Source organism: Ralstonia pickettii (genome assembly GCF_000607165.1).
Lineage (GTDB): Bacteria > Pseudomonadota > Gammaproteobacteria > Burkholderiales > Burkholderiaceae > Ralstonia > Ralstonia holmesii.
The window spans coordinates 862,833-885,679 of the sequence record NZ_JFZG01000024.1; the positions used below are offsets into that span (position 1 = coordinate 862,833).

General features: G+C 64.8%; 18 protein-coding genes. 10 read left to right on the plus strand and 8 right to left on the minus strand.

Translation table 11 applies throughout. The features are described from left to right. The first annotated feature begins 497 nt into the window (after positions 1–497). The 7 genes from wecB (at position 498) to BG83_RS0121480 (ending at position 8,841) form a co-directional block, all read left to right on the plus strand. Complete coding sequence (gene wecB, locus BG83_RS0121450) at positions 498–1,655, plus strand: non-hydrolyzing UDP-N-acetylglucosamine 2-epimerase (RefSeq protein ID WP_024978653.1); 1,158 nt, start codon at positions 498–500, stop codon at positions 1,653–1,655. Between the two features lie 27 nt (positions 1,656–1,682). Beyond that, positions 1,683–3,008 carry a glycosyltransferase family 2 protein gene (locus tag BG83_RS0121455; RefSeq protein ID WP_024978654.1) on the plus strand — a complete coding sequence of 442 codons (1,326 nt, stop codon included), beginning with the start codon at positions 1,683–1,685 and terminating at the stop codon, positions 3,006–3,008. After that, positions 3,005–4,048: a hypothetical protein gene (locus BG83_RS0121460; RefSeq protein WP_024978655.1), complete on the plus strand. Its 1,044-nt coding sequence runs from the start codon at positions 3,005–3,007 to the stop codon at positions 4,046–4,048. The genes BG83_RS0121455 and BG83_RS0121460 overlap by 4 nt, the downstream gene beginning before the upstream one ends. Before the next feature lie 10 nt (positions 4,049–4,058). Beyond that, complete coding sequence (locus BG83_RS0121465; protein ID WP_024978656.1) at positions 4,059–5,045, plus strand: hypothetical protein; 987 nt, start codon at positions 4,059–4,061, stop codon at positions 5,043–5,045. After that, entirely contained in the window at positions 5,042–6,892 is a 1,851-nt protein-coding gene (locus tag BG83_RS0121470) for a polysaccharide deacetylase family protein (RefSeq protein ID WP_024978657.1), read from the plus strand. The genes BG83_RS0121465 and BG83_RS0121470 overlap by 4 nt, the downstream gene beginning before the upstream one ends. An 87-nt stretch (positions 6,893–6,979) precedes the next feature. Further along, positions 6,980–8,002, plus strand: a complete 1,023-nt coding sequence (locus BG83_RS27960) for a YaiO family outer membrane beta-barrel protein (protein ID WP_235193234.1) — start codon at positions 6,980–6,982, stop codon at positions 8,000–8,002. Continuing rightward, positions 7,999–8,841: a hypothetical protein gene (locus tag BG83_RS0121480; protein WP_024978659.1), complete on the plus strand. Its 843-nt coding sequence runs from the start codon at positions 7,999–8,001 to the stop codon at positions 8,839–8,841. Before BG83_RS27960 ends, BG83_RS0121480 begins: the two co-directional genes overlap by 4 nt. Before the next feature lie 67 nt (positions 8,842–8,908). Here BG83_RS0121480 and BG83_RS0121485 read toward each other — a convergent pair whose 3' ends face one another. The 4 genes from BG83_RS0121485 to BG83_RS0121500 form a co-directional block, all read right to left on the minus strand. Beyond that, on the minus strand, positions 8,909–10,468 hold the full coding sequence (locus BG83_RS0121485) for an efflux transporter outer membrane subunit (RefSeq protein ID WP_024978660.1): 1,560 nt from the start codon (positions 10,466–10,468) through the stop codon (positions 8,909–8,911). Between the two features lie 25 nt (positions 10,469–10,493). Then, on the minus strand, positions 10,494–13,700 hold the full coding sequence (locus tag BG83_RS0121490) for an efflux RND transporter permease subunit (protein WP_024978661.1): 3,207 nt from the start codon (positions 13,698–13,700) through the stop codon (positions 10,494–10,496). 38 nt (positions 13,701–13,738) lie between these two features. After that, on the minus strand, positions 13,739–15,049 hold the full coding sequence (locus tag BG83_RS0121495; RefSeq protein WP_024978662.1) for an efflux RND transporter periplasmic adaptor subunit: 1,311 nt from the start codon (positions 15,047–15,049) through the stop codon (positions 13,739–13,741). 115 nt (positions 15,050–15,164) lie between these two features. Beyond that, positions 15,165–16,256, minus strand: a complete 1,092-nt coding sequence (locus BG83_RS0121500; RefSeq protein WP_024978663.1) for an alpha/beta hydrolase — start codon at positions 16,254–16,256, stop codon at positions 15,165–15,167. Positions 16,257–16,595: 339 nt separating this feature from the next. On the opposite strand from BG83_RS0121500, the gene BG83_RS0121510 reads away from it, so the two are divergent. From BG83_RS0121510 to BG83_RS0121520, 3 genes are all read left to right on the plus strand, one after another. Beyond that, on the plus strand, positions 16,596–17,540 hold the full coding sequence (locus BG83_RS0121510) for a LysR family transcriptional regulator (RefSeq protein ID WP_024978664.1): 945 nt from the start codon (positions 16,596–16,598) through the stop codon (positions 17,538–17,540). A gap of 97 nt (positions 17,541–17,637) precedes the next feature. Next, the gene (locus tag BG83_RS0121515; protein ID WP_024978665.1) at positions 17,638–17,967 is read left to right on the plus strand and encodes a hypothetical protein; all 330 of its coding nucleotides are present in this window, start codon (positions 17,638–17,640) and stop codon (positions 17,965–17,967) included. A 129-nt stretch (positions 17,968–18,096) separates the two neighbouring features. After that, positions 18,097–18,873: a Mut7-C RNAse domain-containing protein gene (locus BG83_RS0121520; RefSeq protein ID WP_024978666.1), complete on the plus strand. Its 777-nt coding sequence runs from the start codon at positions 18,097–18,099 to the stop codon at positions 18,871–18,873. Between the two features lie 9 nt (positions 18,874–18,882). Here the strand turns inward: BG83_RS0121520 and otsA are convergent, their stop codons facing one another. From otsA to BG83_RS0121540, 4 genes are all read right to left on the minus strand, one after another. After that, positions 18,883–20,325 carry an alpha,alpha-trehalose-phosphate synthase (UDP-forming) gene (gene otsA / locus BG83_RS0121525; RefSeq protein WP_024978667.1) on the minus strand — a complete coding sequence of 481 codons (1,443 nt, stop codon included), beginning with the start codon at positions 20,323–20,325 and terminating at the stop codon, positions 18,883–18,885. Then, entirely contained in the window at positions 20,322–21,122 is an 801-nt protein-coding gene (gene otsB / locus BG83_RS0121530; protein WP_024978668.1) for a trehalose-phosphatase, read from the minus strand. The genes otsA and otsB overlap by 4 nt, the downstream gene beginning before the upstream one ends. 173 nt (positions 21,123–21,295) lie before the next feature. Next, on the minus strand, positions 21,296–21,958 hold the full coding sequence (locus BG83_RS27965) for a 2OG-Fe(II) oxygenase (protein ID WP_024978669.1): 663 nt from the start codon (positions 21,956–21,958) through the stop codon (positions 21,296–21,298). Continuing rightward, a complete protein-coding gene (locus BG83_RS0121540; protein WP_152543737.1) occupies positions 21,955–22,836 on the minus strand; it encodes a hypothetical protein in 882 nt (293 codons plus the stop codon). Before BG83_RS0121540 ends, BG83_RS27965 begins: the two co-directional genes overlap by 4 nt. Positions 22,837–22,847: the final 11 nt, after the last annotated feature.

The window sequence follows — 22,847 nt, forward strand, 5'->3', positions numbered from 1 at the left end:
TACCAGAAAATAAATCGAAACACCCCACTAATGGGTGGGAATGATTTGGCCTTTTTGTGTTTTCATTCACGTTGCAATTGCGTATGTTTCGGTTTTAAGACAAGCCGGGCATGAGGCGCCGATTTATCAGCTGATTATTCACGTTCAGGCAATCAATCGGCTGCAACGCAAGTGCCAGTGCGGCTCCGCGCCCCGCGGACAGTTTCAGCAACGCACGCGATCCTGCATCTCCTTTTCGCCGCAAACGCTGGTTATTTCCGGCACCCCCTAAAGAAGGGGTAATCCTAGTCAGCCTTTCTGTTTAAAAAAACGAGGGGTGGCGGCAATGGCGTGTTCATTGAGAAAATTGCGGCCTGCACGACGCCCGGTTTCCCCGCCCCCACGGTCGCACAAGAACAAGAAGGAGGCACGGAGGAGGCGTCACCCGATTCCCTTCGTCAGTCCTGTGTGCTGTATGCGCGTCTGCGATGCGCATGCCGTGCTTCTTCTATCCGGCTATGAAAATTCTCTCCGTCTTCGGCACACGGCCCGAAGCGATCAAGATGGCGCCGCTCGTCAAGGCGCTGGCCGCGCAGTCGGCCATGGAATCCGTCGTATGCGTGACGGGGCAGCACAAGCAGATGCTGCAGCAGGTGCTGGACCTGTTCGACATCGTTCCGCAGATCGACCTGGAGCTGATGACGCAAAACCAGACGCTGAACGGACTCAGTGCCCGCCTGCTCACGGCGTTTGACGACGTGCTGGAGACGGTGCGCCCCGACCGCATCCTGGTACACGGCGACACGACCACCGCGATGATGTCGGCCATGGCTGCGTTCCACCGTCGCATTCCCATCGGCCACGTTGAAGCCGGCCTGCGCACGGGCGACCTTTACCAACCGTGGCCGGAAGAGATGAACCGCCGCACCATCGACGTGTGCGCCGATCTGCTGTTTGCCCCAACCGATTCATCGCGCCGCAACCTTCAGGCAGAGAACCTGGGCGGGCGCATTCTGGTGACGGGCAATACCGTGATCGACGCGCTGCTGCAGACCACGCAGCGCATCGTGAAGGACGATGCCTTTCGCGCGGAGCTGGATGCGCATTTCCCCTTCCTGAAGGACGACCGCAAGGTGTTGCTGGTGACGGGACATCGGCGCGAAAACTTCGGTTCGGGCTTTGCCAACATTTGCGAGGCACTGGCCAAGCTGGCGCGCCGCGACGACATCCAGATCGTCTATCCGATCCACCTGAACCCGAACGTGCGCGGGCCCGTGCAGACTGCGCTGGCAGGCCTGCCGAATGTGCACCTGATCGAGCCGCTGGACTACGCCCGCTTCGTGCGCCTGATGCAGCGTGCGCACGTGATCCTGACCGACTCGGGCGGCGTGCAAGAAGAGGCGCCGTCGCTGGGCAAGCCGGTGCTCGTCATGCGCAACGTGACGGAGCGCCCGGAGGCCGTGCAGGCCGGCACAGTGCGCCTGGTCGGCACGGAGGTCGACAGCATCGTGGGTGCCGTCAGCCACCTGTACGACAACGACGACGCATGGCGCGCATTCTCGCAGCACCTCAACCCATATGGCGATGGGCTGGCTTCACAGCGCATCGTGTCCGCCCTGGGCGGCGGGTTCGTCCAGGAGTTCCTTGGCGACGTGGACGCACGCGAAGCCGCCTGAGCGGAAACCGAAAAGGCAATCACGATCATGTCCACGCTCGCAATCGATATCCTGCTGGTGCTTGCGTTCTGCATCATCACGCTGCTGGTGGTGTACACCGCGCGGCACTACCTGTTCACGCTGAATCGGCTGTTCGGCCGTCAGCGTCAGCCGTATCTCGACATTGAACAGGGTGCGTGGCCCAGCGTGGTCGTCTGCGTGGCGGCGCACAACGAAGAGCGCGTGATTGCCGATTGCCTCAACGCGCTGCTGCTGGTGGATTATCCGCAGGACAAGCTGACCATCATGCCGGTCAATGACCGCTCGAAGGACCGCACGCGCGAGATCATCGACGAGATTGCAGCGCGCAACCCGGGCCGCTTCCAGCGCTTTCACCGCACCGAAGGCCGGCCCGGCAAGGCGGCTGCGTTGCGCGACGCCACGCAGTTGATCGACGCCGAGATCATGATCGTGTTCGATGCCGACTACCTGCCGGCGCGCGGGCTGATCAAGCAACTCGTGGCCCCGTTCTTCGACCCGGAAGTGGGCGCCATCATGGGCCGTGTGGTGCCGGTGAATGCCGGTGCAAACCTGCTCACGCGCCTGCTTGATCTTGAACGCTCCGGCGGCTATCAGGTGGACCAGACCGCCCGCATGAACCTGGGCCTGGTACCGCAATACGGCGGCACCGTGGGCGGCATCCGCCGCCGCGCGCTGGACGATATCGGTGGCTGGAACATCGACACCCTGGCCGAAGACACCGATGTGACGTTCCGGCTGCTGCAGCACGGCTGGAAAACGGTCTACCAGAACCGCTCCGAATGCTACGAAGAGGTGCCCGAAGTCTGGCCCGTGCGGCTCAAGCAGATCAGCCGGTGGTCGCGCGGCCACAACCAGGTGATGGTGCAGAACATCCGCAAGCTGCTCGCCAACGATCGTATCAGCCGGCTTGAACGCCTGGACGGCGCATTGCTGCTGCTGATCTTCGTCATGCCGATGGTGCAGCTGGCCGGCTGGGTGGTGGCCGTCATCCTGTTCTATGCGGCGGCGCAGTCCATTGTCTCGGGCTGGATTCTTCTGGCGGCGCTGCTGTGCTACGGCGGGCTGGGTACCAACGCAGCCTTCTTTGAGATTGCGGCTGCCACCTACCTCGATGGCCATCGCAACCGCATCCGCTTGCTGCCGCTGAACCTGTTCGGCTTCCTGGTCAGCATGATGACGATCGCGCGCGCGGGTGTGACGCAAGTCATCGACGCCGTGAAAAAGCGCGAACTGGTGTGGGACAAGACCGAGCGCTTTCGCACGGAAGCCGCGGGTGTGGTCAACATCATGGCCGGCGAGGTGCCCGTGCGCACCGGCCCGGAGGGCACATGATCGGAAGCGTGCTGCTGCTGAGCGGCGCGGTTGCGGGCCTGCTCGTACTGCCGTTCCTGCCGGCGTTGTCGGAATGGCTGCGTCCGACCGACTCCGCACCGCTGCCGATGCGGCGTGACCAGCCGAACAATCTCACCTTCTTTGCCAACAGTTTCCGCCGCCGTCTGCAAGAGCAGTACGGCGTGGATGTTGAAGCCATGCGCGCTGCCGGTGCCGCCTACCAGGTGCCCGTGAGCGCGGAACTGAGCGTGGGGCGCGACCCGCGCGGCCGGCCGTCTGCCGAGCAATCAGGGCTGGTGCGCATGCTGGACAAGGTCAACCACATCGTCGTGTTCCGGGGCAACGCGTGGCTGGGGCCACGCAGCCGCGTGCGTGCCGACTTGTATGTCGAGCAGGATGTCGAGGTCGAGCACGACACCCGCCTGCGTGCCTGCTTGGCCGAAGGCGATATCGAACTGGGCGAGAACGTGGTGGTGCAGCGCTGGGTGCATGGGCGCAATGTGCGGTTGCGGCCTAACGTGCGTGTCGAAGGCCGTGTCACTGCGGAGGACCGCATCGTGATGGCTGCACCGGCGCGCTTCGAGCGTGCCGGCGCCACTGAGGTGATGTTTGGCGACGTGCGCGGCGCTGCGCACCCCGTGGGCATGCCGAAACCCGCAACGGAGCGCCGCGTGCTCGACGGCGATGCCACGCTGTCGGCCGGCGAATTAACCGATTGCGATTACGTGGTGCGTGGCGACTGCCGGGTCGCGGGCGGCACCGTGCTCGAAGGCAGTATCAAAACGCACGGGCACCTGCGCACGGGCGACGGCGTGCGCATTGCCGGCACGCTGTCTGCACGCAAGAACCTTGAGATCGGTGCGGGCAGCGCTGTACTTGGCCCGCTGATCGGCTTTGAGGACATCGTTCTCGGTCCGAATTGCCGTATCGGCCGCCCTGATGCACCGACCACGCTTGTCTGCAACCGCCTGTTCGTCTCGCCCGGCTGTGTTGTGCATGGCGTGATTACCGCGCACGAGTTCGCGCGTGTGGAAGGGTAAGGGGGCTCGCATGGTCACGTTCTGGAACGCTTGCGTTCGCCGCTGCGGTGCTGTGCTGGCAGGCCTCGCCATGTCGGCTGCCGCTGCGCACGGTGCCACGATGTTTGAAGACTTCACCACGCCCGACGGGGCCATGACCGTATTCGCCCAGGGCGATTACGTCGAGCCCTACGTTGCCATCGAAGCGCTGCTGGTCGCTCACCGCCTGGGTGCCGACGTGCAAGCCCCGGCCGTTGGGCTGGCCAACTGGCTGCTGCCATATCAACAGCCGAATGGCACGTTCCCCCGCCTCTGCCGCAATGGCACAGACGGCTGGGCCGCATGTGGCCACGCAGATGCGGATGACTCGCAAGCGGTGTTCTGGTGCCTGCTCGTCAATGAGATCCTGCATGGACCGCCGCAACTGCTGGCGAGCTGCAGCCTCGCGTTGATGCACCTGGCCACGCTGTGGGACCCGAAGCGCGCGACATTCCAGGCGTTTGCCGATCGGCCGGAAGCCTACTTTGCCGACAACGTGGAAGTGGCCGGAGCGCTCAAGCGCCTGCGCGCCGACCCCAAGGCATCGTTGCACTACACGCTGGAGCTGGCCGCGCTGCCATCACACAAGCAGATGATGGACGGCCTTGCGCATGCCTATGGTTATCAGTTGAACGGCGCGCTGGAGCCCGCACGCGTGAGCCTGCCACCCACGCCCTACGGCTTCTACCCGACGGCGGTTGCGCCGGTCTATCCGTGGGTGCATGGCCTGGAAACCGGCTCCGCCGCCCAACGCAAATGGGCGGTATGGAAGTTCCGCTACGGGCAGACGTGGCTGTCGGGCAAGGCTGACCCGTTCCCGTGGGGCATGATCGCCTGGGCCGCCTACAAGCTCGGCGATATGCCGACTGCGCAGAAGTGGCTGCGGGCCGCGCCGCAATGGCGCGCGGCAGGCCGCTGGAACTTGATGGAAGAGGGCGCGCTGATCGGGCTCTCGCACGCACTGGCGGTTTCCGAATGAGCACACCTTCCAAGCGCATCAACTGGCGCAAGCATCTGGCCAGTCTGCTGATCCTGATCGCCTTTGCGGCCTGCGCGCAGCTGCTGGCACGCAACCTCAGCGCGGGCCCAGGTCGCCCGCAGACCGACGACATCGTCCTGGTGGTGCCTGACAACTTCGGGCAAGACAACCGCATCTACGTGCAGGCGTGGGAAGACGCCGCGCTGGAAGAGGGCTTGCGCCTGCGCACCATGTCGGCGTCGGATTTCGTGCGCCATGGGTTGAATGGCGAGCGTGTGTTTGCCGGCGTGATCCTGCCCGACACCGTGCACCGTTCGATGACCACCGCGCTTGTCAACCAGATCAGCCAGTTCGTGCAAAACGGCGGCGCGCTCATGCAGGTGTACGACGCAGGCATCCTCAATGAAAAGGGCTTCTACGAGGATGGCGCCTCGCGCATGTCCACGCTGGCTGGCGTGCAGTACGGTTTCTATTCAACGCTGCGCGAAAAGATGGCAAGCCAGGCCACCGTCTATGGCCAGCCAGATGCGATGGTCGATCTGCATATTCCGCCTGGGCGCTGGATTGTGTCGCAAGGGCGCGCCGTGTTGTCGGGCTACGGGCATGACATGCTGCAGTATCCGACCTTGCGCACGCACGGCGACTACGCCGGCAAGGTGCTGCTGCGCTCAGAAGACAACTCGATCATCGCGGGCGAGCGCACCGTGGGTAAAGGCCACGTGCTGTTCGTCAACCTGCCGCTGACGTATCTGAAGCTGCGTACCGATGGCGTGCTGATGCACGGCTTCCTCAGCTACTTTGCCGGCCACGTGCTGGAACAGCCGCGCCTGTCGCCAGCGCCGCAGGGCGTGGGTGGCCTGGTGCTGAACTGGCACTGCGACGCGCGCATCTGTATTGACGCCACGGACAAGCTGATTGAAGACGGCGTCTTCAAGCGCGGCCCGTTCAGCTTCCACATCACCGCCGGCCCTGACCAGCGCCAGTTTGGCGACGGCCTGGGCGTGAACCTGGCTCACAACCCTGCGTTTGCAGAGGTCGTGCACGGCCTGATGAAGCAGGGGCACGAAGTGGGCAGCCACGGCGGCTGGATTCACGACTGGTTTGGCCTGAACGTGACGGAAGAGAACCAGGCCACCATGGAGACCTACCTGCAGAAGAACGCAGATGCCATCGAGGCGCTGACAGGCAAGCCGCAGACCGAGTATTCCGCGCCCACCGGCAACCAGCCCGAATGGGCGACGCGCTGGCTGGATGAGCACAACGTCAAGGGCTACTACTTCACCGGCAACATCGGCCAGGGGCCGACGCGCACGTATCGCAACGGCCGCCGCGACGAGCACATCTGGTCGTTCCCCGTGCAGACGTATGGGCAGTACGCGACCATTGAAGAAGCCGACATGGCGCACATTCCGGAAGCGGAGATTGCGGCGTGGCTGACCTCGCTGGTGAAGTTCACCACGGACTCGGGCGAGATCCGCCTGATCTACTTCCACCCGCCCGGTGCGGTGCGCTACCTGCACGCCATTGACGCGTTGATGGAAGCCGCCGACGCGCAAGAGGCGCGCAAGCGCTTCCGCTGGCACACCATCACGCAGATGGCCGAGTTTGCCGAGCGGCGTGAGAAGACCGTGTGGCACACGACATCGGAGCGCGGCGACGTGCGCGTGATTGCTGAGAATCCGGAAACACTGAATGACCTGACATGGCTGTTCCCTGCGGATCGCTATGCCGAGCCGCGCGTGGAAACGGGCCAGGCGAGCGTGGTTCGGGAAGGGAACAACTGGCGCGTGGTGGCAGGCGCCGGCACCAAGCTCGCCGTTGCTGCCAAGTTGAGCACGGGCGGCTAAGCACAAGACAACAAGCAGAGAGGGCCGCCGCCGCGCATCAAAAAAAAGGCCGGCGCCCGCTTCAATAACAGACGGGGAAATACCAGCGTGAACCGAACTCCAATCGCATGGATGGCGGCGGTGGCCATCTGCGGCATGACTGCGCCAGCGGTGTGGGCTCAGGCTGCCGAGCCGGCCGCCGCCCAGGATGCCGCCCAGCCGGTGGAAGACGCGCAACCGGCCGGAACGATGCAACCGGCAGAGCCGGCAACCCAGCAAGAGGCTGCAACCGAACAGGAACAACCGGCTGCACAGGAAGGCGCCACACCGCCAGCAGACGCCACGGCATTGGCCGCAACGCCCGTGCCCACGCCTGGCGCCAACGCGCCCACCGTGCCGCAGCCTGTGCCGGAACCCTACGCACCCGAGCGCGCCGCCATCGAGGCCGTGCTCGACACCGGCCGTATGAGCGACGGCTTTGGCGGTGCCACGGCCGTGGCCTTGCGCGGCATGATGGTCACCTCATATGGCATCTGGCAGGCCGAGCTGGATCGGCAGAGCCGGTTTGGCTTTGCGGGCCAGTACGGCGCACTCTCGCTCACGCGCGATATCTCCGAGGATTACTACTTCCTGGTCGGCGCGGGCACGGGCAATAGCGAGCTGTTCTCGAAGTGGCGTGTGGATGTGGCGGGCTATCGCAAGTTCGGGCCCGACCGCCGCTTCGTGGTGGGCATCGGCGCTTACTACGCGCAGGGCCAGGACAGCGTGCGCAATGACCAGGGGCTGGTGCTCAGCTCGCTGGCGTATTTCCAGTCGGTGGTGCTGGAAGGCGGCCTGCGCTTCAACCGGGCCAATCCCGGCCTGGTGTTCGGCCCGAGCCAATACATTGCGGCCACGATCGGCAACGACGAAAAGCGCGCGCTCATCCTGCGCGTGGAGCACGCCCGCGAGGCTTATCAAGTCCTGACCACCGGCACCGAGCGTGCGGACTACAACAGCATGAGCTACGCGATCCAGTGGCGCGAGCGCGTGTCGCGTGATCTGCTGCTGCTCATTGGCGCGCAGTACTACCACAACCCCTTCTACAACCGCACCTACGGTGAAATCGGCTTCCGCTGGAGTTTCCGATGAACGCCAAGCCGATCGAGGAAGCGCCAACCGACGACTTGCCCACCAGGCGCAGATTGCGCGGGCATGAGCCCAAGCGGGTGATCGGCTATCGCGGCGATCGCATCGTCATGCACCGTGCGATGCGGCGTCTGGCGTTCCCGCTCTCGCGCTGGATCGACGTGCTGGGGATTCCGCTAGCGCTCACTGCCGGGTACTGCGCACTCTGGCCAACCGTGGCCGGGCTGTGGGAGCGCATCATCGGGTTCTGGAGCGTGGCACTGGAAGGGCAGGTTCGCGTGGCGGCCGTCAAGGCGCTCGTGCCGGGCTTTGGGGCCATTCCGTATCCGCACAGCGACGCCGCGTTGCCCACCGCCGTGCAATGGCTGGTCGGGATGATCGTCACGCTGGCGCTGCTGTTCGGCACCCGCTTCATCGGCGGCCGTGCGTTGCCGCTGGCGTATTGGCTGCGCTTCATTGGCGTGGTGCAGGCCAGCGCGCAGTTCTACTTCTTCATGTGGCCGGCGAGCTTTCCGTATGACGGCGGTGGTTCCATCGGCTCGCTCACGCAGGCGTCGGTCGTGGTGGTGCTGATCACGCCGTGGCTCTATGCGTTGATCTACAACGTGCTCGACTTTGGCCTGATCCGCAAGCTGGTGCTGTCGGTCATGGGCATGGCATATCTGACGGTGTTCATTCCGTTTCAGTACACGCTGGCATCTGTGGTGCTGCTCAAGGGGTCGATGCTCTGGTACCCGCAGATCTTTCTGCTGTGGGCCGTGTTCCTGCAGTTCGGCACGCTGGTGGGCTTCTATGCGTGGGCGATGAGCTGGAACGCGCGCGGGGCCAGAGGTTCGCGCTGAACGCACGAAAAAAAACGCGGCCGAAGCCGCGCAGATCTCGCTTTCCAGAGAGAGAGGAGAGAAATTCTTACTGCTGCGCCACCGTTGCCGGCTGCGCCGCGTTGGCCGGTGCTGCCGGCGGCAGACCGCCCCAGCCGCCGCCCAGCGCCTTGATGAGCCCCACCGTGGAGTTCATGCGGCTGCCGGCCAGTTGCACGCCGATGCGTTCGGCGGACAGCATGTTGCGCTCGGCATCGATCACATCCAGGTAATTGACCGAACCCGCGTTGTAGCGCGTGCGCGAGAGCTGCGCGGCGCGCGTGGAAGCGCGTACAGCGTCATCCTGTGCCTTCGATTGATCGGCCAGTAGACGCAGTTCTGAGAGGTTGTCTTCCACCTCGCGGAAGGCGACGAGCACGCTTTCGCGGTAGTTGGCAACGTTCTCTTCGTATGCAGCGCGTGCTTGCTTCACGCCGGCACTGCGTGCGCCCCCGTCAAAGATCGGCAGCGAGAGCGCGGTGCCGACCAGCGGGCCGAGAATCCACGTACGGCTGCCCCACTTGAGCAGGTCGCCGATGTCGTGCGACTCGTAGCCGAAGCCGCCCGTGAGCTGCAGTTGCGGGAAGAACGCCGCACGCGCCACGCCGATGCGCGCGTTGGCCGCAGCCATTGAGCGTTCCGCAGCGGCCACGTCGGGACGGCGTTCCAGCAGGGCGGAAGGCAGCCCGGCCGGTACGCGCACGTCGGCAGATTGCAGCGGGTCGGTGCCCATCGTGAAATCAGCCGGCGCCTTGCCCAGCAGCGTTGCCAGTGCGTGCTCCAGCACCGCGCGACGGCGCTGTACGCCGATGCGGTCGGAGCGTGCCGTTGCCAGCTCGGCATCGGCGCGGGCAACGTCCAGCTCGCCAATGTCGCCCGTGTTGAAGCGGCGCTGCACCAGCTTGAGCGCCTCTTCACGGCCGACCAGCGTGCGGGACAGCAACGCCTCTTCCGCATCCAGCGTGCGCAGGCTGAAGTACGTCTGCGCCACGTCGGCCTGCAATGACAGGCGGGCGGCACGGTACAGCGCTTCGACACGCTCGGCATCGGCGCCGGCGGCATCGATGTTGTTGCGCACGCGGCCGAACAGGTCGACCTCATACGCCACGGTGGATTGCGCACGCCAGTACGTCTGCGGCTGCACGGGCGCACCGACCGGCAAACCGGCCGATGCCGCCGATGCCCGCTGGCGCGTCGGGCCGAAGCCCGCGTCCAGTTCCGGGAACAGCGATGCACGGTTGGCCTGCACGAACGCACGCGCCTGATTCACGCGTGCGGCTGCGGCGGCCAGCGTGGGGCTGGCTTCAGCGGCCTGTGCTTCGAGCTTGTCGAGCGTCGGGTCGTTGAAGATCTTCCACCACGCGCCGTCGGCGGGCAGGGCAGGCTCGGCGGTCTTCCACTTGCCTTGCTCGCCTGCGGCCAACGGCGCATCCGCCGCTTGTGCCGCTTGTGCGGCTTCCTTGAAGGCGTTGGGTGTGCCAACGTCCGGCTTCTCGTAGGTCGGGGCGAGCGAACAGGCCGCGAGGAACAGCGCGGCGGCCAGCGCCAGCGGGGTCCAGCGGCCCGACCGCATGGCCGGACCTGTTTGTTGTTGTGTAGACGCGTTCATAGCGATGTCTTGATGAGTGTTGACCTTAGTGCTGGGCCGAGGGCACAGGCAGCGCGCCGTCCAGGTCCAGATCGCGGTCGGGTGCATCTTCAGAGCGCTGGCCGCGGCGTGCCGCCAGCGTGCGCAGCAGCACGTAGAACACCGGCGTGAGGAACAGGCCGAACAGCGTCACACCCAGCATCCCCGCGAACACGGCCACGCCCATGGCATGGCGCATTTCCGCGCCGGCGCCGGTCGACACCACCAGGGGCACTACGCCCATGATGAATGCGATCGACGTCATCAGGATCGGGCGCAGACGCAGGCGGCAGGCCTCGATGGCGGCCTGCACGATGGTGCGGCCTTGCAGCTCAAGCTCGCGCGCAAACTCCACGATCAGGATCGCGTTCTTGCACGCCAGCCCCACCAGCACCACCAGACCGATCTGCGTGAAGATGTTGTTGTCTCCATGCGAGAGCCAGACGCCCAGCATGGCGGCAAACAGACTCATCGGCACGATCAGGATCACGGCTAGCGGCAGCGTCAGGCTTTCGTACTGCGCGGCCAGCACCAGGAACACCAGCAGCACGCAGATCGGGAAGATCCACACGGCCGAGTTGCCGGCCAGGATCTGCTGATACGTCAGGTCCGTCCACTCGAAGCGCACACCCTTGGGCAGCGTTTCATGCGCGATGCGCTCCACAGCCGCCTGTGCCTGGCCCGACGAGAAGCCCGGCGCGGGGCCACCGTTGATGTCGGCAGCGGTGTAGCCGTTGTAGCGCACCACCATGTCCGGCCCGAAGCCTTGCGACACACGCAGCAGCGATGACAGCGGAACCATGTCGCCAGCGGCGTTGCGCGTCTTCAACTGCAGGATGTCTTCTGCATGGGCGCGGAACGGCGCGTCTGCCTGCACCTTCACCTGATACGTGCGGCCGAAGCGGTTGAAGTCGTTCACGTACAGCGAGCCCAGGTACACCTGCATGGTGTCGAACACATCGGTCACCGGCACGCCAAGCTGCTTGGCCTTCACGCGGTCGAGGTCAGCATTCAACTGCGGCACGTTGATCTGGTAGCTCGAGAACGACGGGCCCAGCTCAGGCGTCTTGCGTGCCTTGGCCATGAAGGCCTGCGTGGCGGCAAAGAGCTGTTCATAGCCGACCGAGCCGCGGTCTTCCAGTTGCAGCTTGAAGCCACCCACCGTGCCGAGGCCTTGTACCGGCGGCGGCGGGAACACGGCAATGAACGCATCCTTGATGGCGCCGTATTGCTTGTTCAACTGACCTGCAATCGCACCGCCCGACAGGTCGGCACTCTTGCGCTGGTCAAACGGCTTGAGCGTGACGAACACGATGCCGGCGCTCGGGCTGTTGGTGAAGCCGTTGATCGACAGGCCAGGGAACGCCACGGCGCTTTCCACGCCGGGGTGCTTGAGGGCGATGTCCGACATGCGGCGGATCACGTCTTCCGTGCGGTCCAGCGATGCACCGTCCGGCAGTTGCGCGAAGCTCACCAGGTACTGCTTGTCCTGCATCGGCACGAAGCCGCCCGGCACCTTGTTGAACAGCAGGGCAGTTGCACCGATCAGCGCCAGGTAGATACCGAGCATCACGGCCTTGCGGCCGATCACACGCGACGTGCTGCGGCCATACGATTCCGATGCCGCACCAAACACGCGGTTGAACGGACGGAAAATCCAGCCCAGGCCCTTGTCCATCGTGCGCGCCAGCCAATCCTTCGGCGCGTCGTGGCTCTTGAGCAGCAGGGCGGCCAGCGCAGGCGACAGCGTGAGCGAGTTGAAGGCCGAGATGACGGTCGAGATGGAGATCGTCAGTGCGAACTGCTTGTAGAACTGACCGGTCAGGCCCGTCATGAAGGCCAGCGGCACGAACACGGCAATCAGCGTGAGCGCAATGGCGATGATCGGGCCGCTCACTTCACGCATGGCCTTGTAGGTGGCCTCGCGTGGCGATAACCCTTCAGCGATGTTCCGCTCGACGTTTTCCACCACCACGATGGCGTCGTCCACCACGATCCCGATCGCCAGCACCAGCCCGAACAGCGACAGCGCGTTGATCGAGAAGCCGAACATCAGCATCAGACCAAACGTACCGATGATGGACACCGGCACCGCCAGCAGCGGAATGATCGACGCACGCCACGTCTGCAGGAACAGGATCACCACCAGCACCACAAGCGCCACCGCTTCCAGCAGCGTGTGCGTGACGGCTTCGATACTTGAGCGGACGAACTGCGTCGGGTCATAGACGATGCGGTAGTCGACGCCTTCGGGAAAGTCTTCCTTCAGCTCGGCCATCGTCTTGCGTACGTCATCCGAAATCTGCAGCGCGTTGGAGCCCGGCGCCTGGAAGATCGGAATGGCCACAGCCTGCTTGTTGTCCAGCAGCGAGCGCAGGCCGTATTCCGATGCGGCCAACTCGATGCGGGCCACGTCACGCAGGGTCGTGACGGCGCCATCGGGCGAACTCTTGAGGATGATGTCGCCGAATTCCTGCTCGGTCTTCAGCCGGCCCTGCGCGTTGACGGACAGTTGCAGATCCGTGCCCGGCACCGAGGGCGAGCCGCCGATCACGCCGGCTGCCACCTGCACGTTCTGGTCTCGGATGGCCTTGACCACTTCGTTGGCAGTCAGGCCGCGCTCGGCCACCTTGTTCGGGTCGAGCCATACGCGCATCGAGTAGTCACCCGAGCCGAACAATTGCACCTGGCCGACGCCGCTGATACGCGCCAAACGGTCCTTGACGTTGAGCACTGCGTAGTTGCGCAGGTACGTCATGTCGTAGCGGTCGTTGGGCGACAGCAAGTGCACCACCATCGTCAGGTCGGGGCTGCTCTTGACGGTGGTCACGCCCAGGCGTTGCACCACGTCGGGCAGACGCGGCAGCGCCTGCGACACGCGGTTCTGCACGAGCTGCTGTGCCTTGTCAGGATCGGTGCCCAGCTTGAAGGTGACCGTCGTGGTCAGGTTGCCGTCGCTGTTGGCTTGCGACTGCATGTAGAGCATGTTCTCGACGCCGTTGATCTGCTCTTCGAGCGGCGAGGCGACAGTCTCGGCAATCACCTTCGGGTTGGCGCCCGGGAACTGCGCGCGCACCACCACCGAAGGCGGCACGACCTCGGGGTACTCCGAGATCGGCAACCGCCAGATCGAGATGACCCCGATCAGCAGGATCAGCGTGGAAAGCACGCCCGCAAAGATCGGGCGGTCCACGAAAAATTTAGAGAAGTTCATGGCTGTGAGCGATGAGTTTCAGTCGCAATCAGGCGCAATCAGGCGCGGTCGGCCGGAAGGCGTTGAGCGTTGGCTGCGGTCTTGGCGTTGGCAGGCTTGGTTTCAGCCTTGGCGGCAGGCGCAGCGGGTGCGTCGGCTTTGGCTTCGGCGGGCGTGGCGGGGGCTTCCGGCTGTGCACCCGGCAACACCACCCGCTTGGTGACCAGGCTATCCATGGTCACCGCGTTGGGTGCCACGGCGTCGCCCGGGCGCACACGCTGGATGCCGTTCACGACGATGCGGTCACCCGCCTTCAGGCCCGACTTCACAACGCGCAGGCCGTCAATGGAGGCGCCCAGCACCACCGGGCGATAGCTCGTCTTGTTGGCGGCATCCACCACCAGGACGAACTTCTTGTCCTGGTCCGTGCCGATGGCCTTATCGCTGATGAGGATGGCGTCGTGCGGTGCGCCGGTGCTCATGCGCACGCGGGCGTAGAGCCCCGGCGTGAGGCGGCCGTCGGCGTTGTCCAGCGTGGCGCGCACGCGGATGGTGCCCGAGCGCACGTCCAGCCGGTTGTCGACGGACTGGATCACGCCTTCGCGCGTGTAGCCGTCTTCATTGGCCAGCCCGATGTAGACCGGTGTCTTCGCGCCCTGGGCTGCCTTGGCGGAGTAGCGCAGATAGCTTTGCTCGTCCGCGTCGAACGCCACGTACATCGGCGAGACCGACACCAGCGTCGTCAACACCGGGGCAGCGCCGCCGGCGGAAACGACGTTGCCGACCGTAATCTCTGCGCGCGACACGCGGCCTGCAACCGGTGCCACGATGTGCGTGTACTCCAGGTTCAGCTTGGCGGCGTCCAGCGCGGCGGCGGCGCCTTGCAGGTTGGCCTGCGCCTCCCGTGCGGCGTTTTCCTTCTCTTCAAACTCGCGGCGCGCGATGGCGTTGTCGGCCACCAGCTTTCGTGCACGGTCCAGCTCTGACGTGGTGTAGGCCACGCGTGACTTGGCGGCGGTCAGCGCGGCTTGCGTGCGTGCGACTTCGGCAGCGTAGGGGCGCGGGTCGATGGTGAACAGCGCGTCGCCCTTCTTGACGATGCTGCCGTCCTTGAAGTGGACGGCGGTGACGGTGCCGCTCACCAACGGGCGGACTTCAACGCGTTGAACGGCTTCAATGCGGCCGGAAAACTCGTCCCATTCGGCCACGTTCTTTGCCAGGACGGGCGCCACATCCACCGGCGTGGCGGCGGGTGCGGCGGAGGGCTGCTGCGATGCGCCGGCACTGGAGACAAGGCCGTAGGTGCCCACAGCTGCAACGCCGAGCACGGCGGCAACCGAAATGGCGAGTGTGCGTTTGGACAGGCTCATGATGACTCTCTCGATTTTGTTGGGGTAAGCAAAGAGAAAAGACTGGATAAAAGCGCTTTGGCCGCAGCGTAGAAACACGCGGGCGGCCTCGCACTCCGTTTCTTGTTGTATGGGTTCAGCCAGGCGTCTCCACAGTCGGGTCAATGGAGGTGCGATCCTTTCGATCCGCACGTGCGCGGCGTTTGCGTGGCGCAGCCGCTTGACGCGTCATCCCGAGGTGCCAGCGCAGGAAGCACGTCATCTCGTCTTGCGCCACCGCGCTCATGGCAATCGAGTCATGGCAGGCCTCGTTCACACGCACGACCTGCGTGACGACGCCCGCTTCAATGAGGCACGCGGCATAGCGCTCGGCTTCGGTGCGCAGCAGGTCTTGCGGCGCGGTCAGCAGCAGGGCGGGGGGCAGGCCCTGCAGGCGGCGCGATTCAACCGGCGCGGCGTATGGGTGCACGCGCTCGGTCGGGCGGGGCAGATACTGTCGATAACAATCGGCGCAGACTTCAGCCGAGTTGTCGGCATTGGCCAGATGATCCGGGCGCACACGAGCCATGGTCGGGTCGAGCATCGGGGCGATCAGGACCTGGGCGCGCAGGTTCGGGCCGCCGCGGTCGCGCGCAATCATCGTCAGTGCGGCAGAAAGATTGCCGCCGGCGTCATGCCCGGCCACCGCCATGCGGCGGCGGTCAATCCCCCATGCGTCGGCGTGGTCGGCCATGCAGCACAGCGCCGCGTACACATCTTCGGGCGCGGCAGGAAAGGGCGCAGCCGGTGCGAGCGAATAGCCGACCGTGACCACCACCGCCGGCAATGTGGCGGCCAGGAGGCGCGCCGGTGCATCGGCATCGTCAATCGAGCCGCGTACGAAACCACCGCCATGCAGGTACAGCACGCCGGGGCGGCGCAACGGCGCGGCGGCATCGTCGGCGTGCATTTCGGGGCGGAACACGCGCAGGCGGATGCGGCTGGCGTAACCCTGCGTCCAATAATCTTCGGTCGTGACCTCGCGCGGCAGCGGACCCGCACCAGCCGTTTCCTCGCATGCAGAAGCTTGCTCAGGCAGCTTGGATGTTGCGCCGCGCAAATTGTTATTCAGTGCAACATTTGTGGGGGCGGGCGTTGCGTACGGTCGTGCTGGGCGAATAGCGGCCGATGCCGCATCGCTGGTCAGCGTGCGATCCGAAACAACGAGACGCGGTGGAGAAGAACCCATGATGTCAGGCGGGGCTTACCTTTGCGGATAACCCGGATATCGATGGGCTGAATGATGGTGATTAGACGAACGCGGATAAATGCCTATAATCGGACATCACTATTAGTTGCAGCCGAACAATCAAAATTTACGGTTGTGCTACAAAGTGTTCTTGCTCGAGGCCGATCTTGTTGCACTGCGAAAACCCGTAGTCGCCGCCTTCCTGATCGCGCCTCATGCTCAGACCGCGTGCGTGTTCTCGAGCATGAGCAGACCTCTTGATTCCACAGGTCCGGCGCATTGCCCGTTTGATTCCGGCAGTGCGCCCGCCCCGTGGAGTCCGTCCCTAAGGAGCCGCAGATGGATCGCTTGCAGGCCATGCAGGTTTTCACGCGTGTCGTGGAGGCCAGCAGTTTCACCAAGGCTGCCGACAGCCTTCAGTTACCCCGCGCCACGGTGACGAACCTGGTGCAAAGCCTTGAGGCGCATCTCGGCGTGCGCCTGCTGCACCGGACCACGCGCCGCGTGAATGTCACCGCCGATGGCGCTGCGTACTACGAGCGCTGCGTGCGTCTGCTCGGCGATCTGGAAGAGACCGAGGCTGCGTTCTCGCAAAGCGCATCGGGCGCACGCGGCACCCTGCGCATCGACGTGCCTGCGTCGATTGGCAAACGGTTGCTTGTGCCGCGCATTCGGGATTTTCACGAGGCGTACCCCGATCTTCAGCTGGAGATCGGCATGAGTGACCGCACCGTCGATCTCGTGCAGGAGGGTGTGGATTGCGCCGTGCGTGGCGGCGAGTTGCAGGACTCAAGTCTTGTCGCGCGCCGCATCGGCCAGCTGTCGATGGTCAATTGTGCGTCGCCCGAATATCTGGCCCGCTGCGGCACGCCCCAGACGTTGGAAGACCTGCAGGACCACACGGCGGTGAATTACTTCTCTGCGCGCAACGGCCGCCGCATGGACTGGGATTTCGTGATTGACGGGCAGAAGCAGATCCACAAGGTGCGCAGCATGGTGTCCGTCAACGATGCCGAATCTGCGGTGGCGTGCGGCCTGCATGGCCTGGGGCTGCTGCAGACCTCGCGCTTCCTGGTGTACGAGCACCTGATGTCGGGTGCGTTGGTGGAAGTGCTGCCGGACCATGTTTCCGAGCCGGTGCCGGTGTCGGTGGTGTATCCGCACAACCGGCACCTGTCGCCCAAGGTGCGGGTGTTTGTGGATTGGGTGGCGACGCTGTTTGCTGACCACCCGTGCCTGCAGCTCAAGGAAAATCCACGGCTGCAGATTGTTAGCGCCGCCTGAACAGTTATTTCTGCAAAGTCGCATTTATCAGACGGGAGCAACGATCTATTCTGCCCTCCAAGCGCAACAACGAGCGCAAACGAACAAGGAACAGATCATGAACTCCCGCCTCTTCTCCGCTTTTTCCCGCCGCGCCGTCCTGGCCATGGTGGCTACCGTATCGGCTTCTGCCGCACTGCTGTCGCAGCCCGCGACGGCTTCCATCCAGCCCAACTTTGACGCTCCGGCTGCGACGCAGGCGGGCCGCTTCGACCCGTACACCCAAGGCGCCGACCGCCAAGCAGACACCTACGGCTATCTGTCGTGGAAGAACGATCGCTTTGATCCGTACAGCCAAGGCGCGGATCGCCAGGCCGACACCTATGGCTACCTGTCGTGGAACGGCGATGCGAGCTATCCGAAGGCCGGCGCTGCATCGCGCGCATAAACTGCGCACCCGCTGAATTTCTCCTCCTCCCTGTTTGCGGCGTGACTTCATCGGTCACGCCGCATTTTTGTTGGTGCGAGAGCCGGGGCGCCAGGGCGCCGATGTTGGGTTGGGAGTATCGTGGCAGGCATGCAGACCGTCGTCCTCACGTTCGATTCCAGTCTGACGCCGCTTCTTCCGCTGGCGTTGCGCGGGCATCCCGTTGCGCGTACTTGGGCTGATGGCGCCACGCTCAAGCACGCCATTGAGGCGCTTGGCGTGCCGCATACCGAGGTTGGGCAAGTGCTGGTGGATGGCGCACCCATGGGTCTGGAGGCCATGTTGCCCGGCAGGGGGCACGTTGCCGTTTCGGCCGTGGCGCCCCTGGTGCCAACCGCGCCGCTGCATTTTCTGTGCGACGCCCATCTTGGGGCAACGGCTCGGCTGCTGCGCATGGCGGGCTTTGATACGGCCTACGACAACAATTACGCCGACGCGGCCATCGAAGCTCTGGCACAGGGCGAAGACTGGATCGTGCTCTCGCGTGACCGTGAGCTCCTCAAGCGACGCGGCATCCGCCGGGGCGCATTCATCCGCGCGCGCGAGCCGCAGGCGCAGATGCGCGAAATCGTCATGCGCCTTCGGCTGGCAGATGTGGCCAAGCCGTTCTCACGCTGTCTCGAATGCAATGTGCCGCTGCGGATGCTGAGCCCGGAAGAGGCTTCCGCCAGCGTGCCACCCCGCGTGCGCGAGCGCCAACGGCTCTTTAGCACCTGCGATGCCTGTCGGCGTATCTATTGGCCCGGTTCGCACTGGGCACGCATGAATGCCGTGTTGGCCGACATGTTGTCGCCCCAGGCCGGCGTATCGATAGACCCACCGGAAGCCGCCGAGCGTATGTCGCGCACCGGCAGCGCAGGCGCCTGACGCGCCTGACTACTGCGATGGCGCGTTGCGCAGGTCGGCCACAAACCGCTCGCGCCAGATGGTGAGGTTGGCGGCCCGCAGCCGATCCATCATGTGGGCGTAGCGCGCCTTGCGCTCTTCCAGCGGCATCGTCAATGCGCGGTTCAGTGCCTCGGCCATACCGCGCGTGTCGTACGGGTTGACGATCAGCGCGGCATCCAGTTCGCGCGCTGCGCCGGCAAAGCGCGACAGCACGAGCACGCCGGGGTCTTCCGGGTCTTGCGCGGCCACGTATTCCTTGGCGACGAGGTTCATGCCATCGCGCAGCGGTGTGACATAGCCGATTTGGGAGCTGCGGAAGAGCGCCATCAGCACGCGCCGTTCGTATTGCTTGTTGATGTAGCGGATGGGCGTCCAGTCCAGCTCCGAATGCTTGCCGTTGATACGGCCCGACTCCGCCTCCAGCCGCTGCCGGATCTGCTGATAGCTCTGCACATCCTGACGCGACGTTGGCGCAATCTGGATGAAGGTCACGTGCCGGCGATGGTCCGGAAAATCGTCCAGCAATTGTTCGAATGCGCGGAACCGTTCAGGCAACCCTTTTGAATAGTCGAGCCGATCCACGCTCATGATGAGTCTCGGCGGCTGCTGGCCTTGACCTTGCCCCTGACCAACGGCGCGCTCGCCGCGCGGGCTCGCATGCCGCGTGAATGGATTGCGCCGCGCCAGCGACGCCTTGGCCTGCTGCGCAATCTCGTCCGGATGCACGCCGATCGGGTAGACCTCGGCACGCAGCGTGTGGCCGTAGGCGTGCACCGGGCCGTTCTGTTCCTTCTGTTCGATGTAGCCCCGCGCCTCGCGCTCGATGTAGTCGTAGAAGGCGACGCGATCGGTCTCGGTCTGGAAACCGACCAGATCGTACGCGCAGAGCGCCCGCATCAGGTCTTCATGCGGCGGAATCGTCGTCAGGATTTCCGGTGACGGAAACGGAATGTGCAGGAAGAACCCGATGCGGTTGGTGAGCCCCAGCGCGCGGCACTCCGCAGCAAACGGAATCAGGTGATAGTCGTGCACCCAGAGGATGTCATCTGGCTGCACCAGCGCCTTGAGCTGATGTGCAAACTGCGCATTCACGCGGCGGTAGCCGTGGTATTCCTGGCGCTCGTAGCGCGAGAGATCCACGCGGTAGTGGAAGATCGGCCACAGCGTCGCATTGGCAAAGCCGCGGTAGTACTGGTCATAGTCTTTGCGGTTCAGGCCGACGGTGGCATAGGTGATGTTGCCCTTGGTGACGATGTTCGGCTCGTGCGCGATCGTGTCCGAGCTGGTGGTCGCAGTTTCGCCGCTCCAGCCAAACCAGATGCCGCCGGTTTCGCGCAACGCATCGAACACCCCCACGGCCAGGCCGCCCGCTGTTCCCTGGCCTTCGGCTACGGGCGCAACGCGGTTGGAGACAACAATAAGCCGGCTCATGCGGCACCTCGCTTGGCCGGGGCCGTGAGCGTTGCCAGCCATGCGCGCAATGCCGCGGCGTCTTGCACGCGCCAGCGCGCCTGACTCGGGCCTGCGCCCACCTTGATCGACCAGCCCTCCAGCGCATTGACGGCATCGAAGGCGCTTTCATCGGTCAGGTCATCGCCGGCAAACAGCACGGTGCGGCCCATGAAGGGCGGCTCGGTCATCAGCGTGTGCACCACGTCGCCCTTGCTGGCGCCGCGCGGCTTGAGTTCGACAACCATCTTGCCGGCCTGCAGGCGCACGTGGTCGGCGTAGCGGCGCGCGAGGCGGTCAGCCACCGTCAGCACGGCGTTCTCAGCCTCTGGCGCATGGCGGTAGTGCAGGGCGAAAGCGATGCCCTTGCTCTCCAGCACCACGCCGGAAAACTGCGTCGACAACTGTGTGAGTTCGGCGCGTAACTCGCGCTCCAGCCGGGCGAGCGCGTCGGCGTCGGTGTTCAGGCGGACGAAGCCGCCGTCTGCATAGCGGCGTTCGGCGCCGTGCACACCGGCGATGACGAGCCCCGGCAGAGACAGGCGCGACTCCACGTCGTGCACCGTGCGCCCACTGATGATCGCCAATGCGCCCCCGCTTGCGGCGTGCAGCGCAGCCAGCGTTTCACGCAGCGGCGCAGAGACATGCACAGCATCGGGCTGCGGCGCGATGTCGACGAGCGTGCCGTCAAAGTCGAGCAGGAAGGCCGTTCGCCCCAAGTCGAGCGAGGGCAGGGGCGCCGCGTTGGCAGAAGACTGAGGAGAGACGTTTTTGGACAAACCGGTTCTTGGAAATGTGCGTGATGCGCCTTTTCACGCAAGAACCGGGCCGACCGGAGGGCGGCGGCACCACACGTTGTCATTTCGCCATTCTTCGCGCGCGTGGCGGGGGCGGTGTGTGTAAAAACGGAAGCGGGATGCAAATCCTTCACGGGCCTGCCGCCGTAGCGGCCTCAACTGTGGAACCACCCGTTGACCGTGAAGCGGCCATCCTCCATGCGCCCCGATGGCACGCTCACGGGCCGCAGTTCGTGCATGAGGAAGCTGGGGAACACGATGAGCCGATTCTGCACGGGCGCGATGTCGACGAAATCTGCGGTTTCGCGCCAGCGCCGGCCATCGGTGCGCGATGCATAGAGCCGCAGGTCGCCGCCTTCAAACGTCTTCGGCTCGCGGTGGAAGTAGTAGATGAACGTGACGCGGCGCGTGCGCAACTGCGCATGGGTGTTGTCGTTGTGAACCTTGAAGAATTCGCCATGGCCAGTCACGGTGAGCTGCACTTCCAGGCGCTGAACCGGAAACGGCGCGATGCGTAAGCGCTCGAAGATGTTGTCGGCACAGGCGAGCAGACGCTCCTCGAACAACGCCACGATGGTCGGCTCGTCGTAGCGCACGCGCGATCTGCGGATGTCGAGTTCGACGCCGCCGCCGGCCGTGTTGAGCACGGCTGAAGGTCGGTATGCGGCCGGGTCCGCCAGCGCGGCTTCGCGCACGAGTTCGAGTTCGTTGGGCGGCAGGAATTCGTCGCATGACGCCCACCATGGCGGGTGGACGAGCTCCACCGGTAACAGGTCGGGCCAGGATGCCGTCGGCAAGTGCTGTGGTTCGAATTTCAATTGAGCGACCCACGAAAGTTGAGGTTGACGTAGTGCAGCAGCAGCGAGGTCGAGATGTGTCCTTCGGGCAAGGCCTCACGAAAATGGACCACGCGCGGGCCGGCATAGACGAGCGCATCGCCCAGGCTTTGATAGACCAGCACTTCGGCATCGGGCAGGCCCAGACGGATGGGCCACGAGGCTTCGAGCGTCGGTTCGGGCGTGTAGTCCACGGCGATCGTCAGGCTGTATTCACACTGCGGCCGGTCGACATGCCGGTGCAGGACCGCGCCCTGCGTATAGGCCGCAAGGTAGGCGTACGACGGTTTGACCGGAACGCCCACCACGTGCGAGATCAATGGCGTGAGGCGCGCCTGCAGCGTTCGCAGCATCGGATCATTGTGGGCTCGGTATCGGCGCGGCACCTGCGGGTCGCCAAACCGGATGGCACCCGTGCGTACGCCATGACGGAGGTAGCGCCGCACGACTGCCACCTCGTAAGGGTGCAGGGCGTCGGTCACCACGCCATAGCTTTCCCGGGCGAACGACGCCCGCGCGGCTTCGAGCGCCGGCACCTGCGCGGTATCGATTTGGGCGGCCGATACCAGCACGCCAGCGTCAACGAGCACGTTATGCATGAACGGGTCCATTGACGGGGCGACGTCTCCGGGCCGCATCCGGCGCAGGTTGCTCCAGACATTCGGGCTGACGGCGAAGGTGCGCCCGATGCGACGGTCAGGGTCTTCAACATGCAGCAGCCAGCCTTGCTCCGATTGCCCAAAGCGCAGCCGCGGATTGATACGCAGCGGCTGATCCGACATCGCGCGGGCGCGGATGCGCTGCACCGCTGCACGCGGTGCGAGAACGTCCGGCTGATAGTCGAGCATGGGGGCAATCACGCAGGCCTCCG

What these genes read in the sequence shown, in the direction of transcription:
- BG83_RS0121455 (WP_024978654.1), top strand. Translation starts at nt 1,683, where the DNA reads ATGTCCACGCTCGCAATCGATATCCTGCTGGTGCTTGCGTTCTGCATC.
- BG83_RS0121490 (WP_024978661.1), bottom strand. Translation starts at nt 13,700, where the DNA reads ATGAACTTCTCTAAATTTTTCGTGGACCGCCCGATCTTTGCGGGCGTG.
- BG83_RS0121460 (WP_024978655.1), top strand. Translation starts at nt 3,005, where the DNA reads ATGATCGGAAGCGTGCTGCTGCTGAGCGGCGCGGTTGCGGGCCTGCTC.
- BG83_RS0121480 (WP_024978659.1), top strand. Translation starts at nt 7,999, where the DNA reads ATGAACGCCAAGCCGATCGAGGAAGCGCCAACCGACGACTTGCCCACC.
- BG83_RS0121520 (WP_024978666.1), top strand. Translation starts at nt 18,097, where the DNA reads ATGCAGACCGTCGTCCTCACGTTCGATTCCAGTCTGACGCCGCTTCTT.
- BG83_RS0121495 (WP_024978662.1), bottom strand. Translation starts at nt 15,049, where the DNA reads ATGAGCCTGTCCAAACGCACACTCGCCATTTCGGTTGCCGCCGTGCTC.
- otsA (WP_024978667.1), bottom strand. Translation starts at nt 20,325, where the DNA reads ATGAGCCGGCTTATTGTTGTCTCCAACCGCGTTGCGCCCGTAGCCGAA.
- BG83_RS0121515 (WP_024978665.1), top strand. Translation starts at nt 17,638, where the DNA reads ATGAACTCCCGCCTCTTCTCCGCTTTTTCCCGCCGCGCCGTCCTGGCC.
- BG83_RS0121470 (WP_024978657.1), top strand. Translation starts at nt 5,042, where the DNA reads ATGAGCACACCTTCCAAGCGCATCAACTGGCGCAAGCATCTGGCCAGT.
- BG83_RS0121510 (WP_024978664.1), top strand. Translation starts at nt 16,596, where the DNA reads ATGGATCGCTTGCAGGCCATGCAGGTTTTCACGCGTGTCGTGGAGGCC.
- BG83_RS0121500 (WP_024978663.1), bottom strand. Translation starts at nt 16,256, where the DNA reads ATGGGTTCTTCTCCACCGCGTCTCGTTGTTTCGGATCGCACGCTGACC.
- BG83_RS0121485 (WP_024978660.1), bottom strand. Translation starts at nt 10,468, where the DNA reads ATGAACGCGTCTACACAACAACAAACAGGTCCGGCCATGCGGTCGGGC.
- BG83_RS0121465 (WP_024978656.1), top strand. Translation starts at nt 4,059, where the DNA reads ATGGTCACGTTCTGGAACGCTTGCGTTCGCCGCTGCGGTGCTGTGCTG.
- wecB (WP_024978653.1), top strand. Translation starts at nt 498, where the DNA reads ATGAAAATTCTCTCCGTCTTCGGCACACGGCCCGAAGCGATCAAGATG.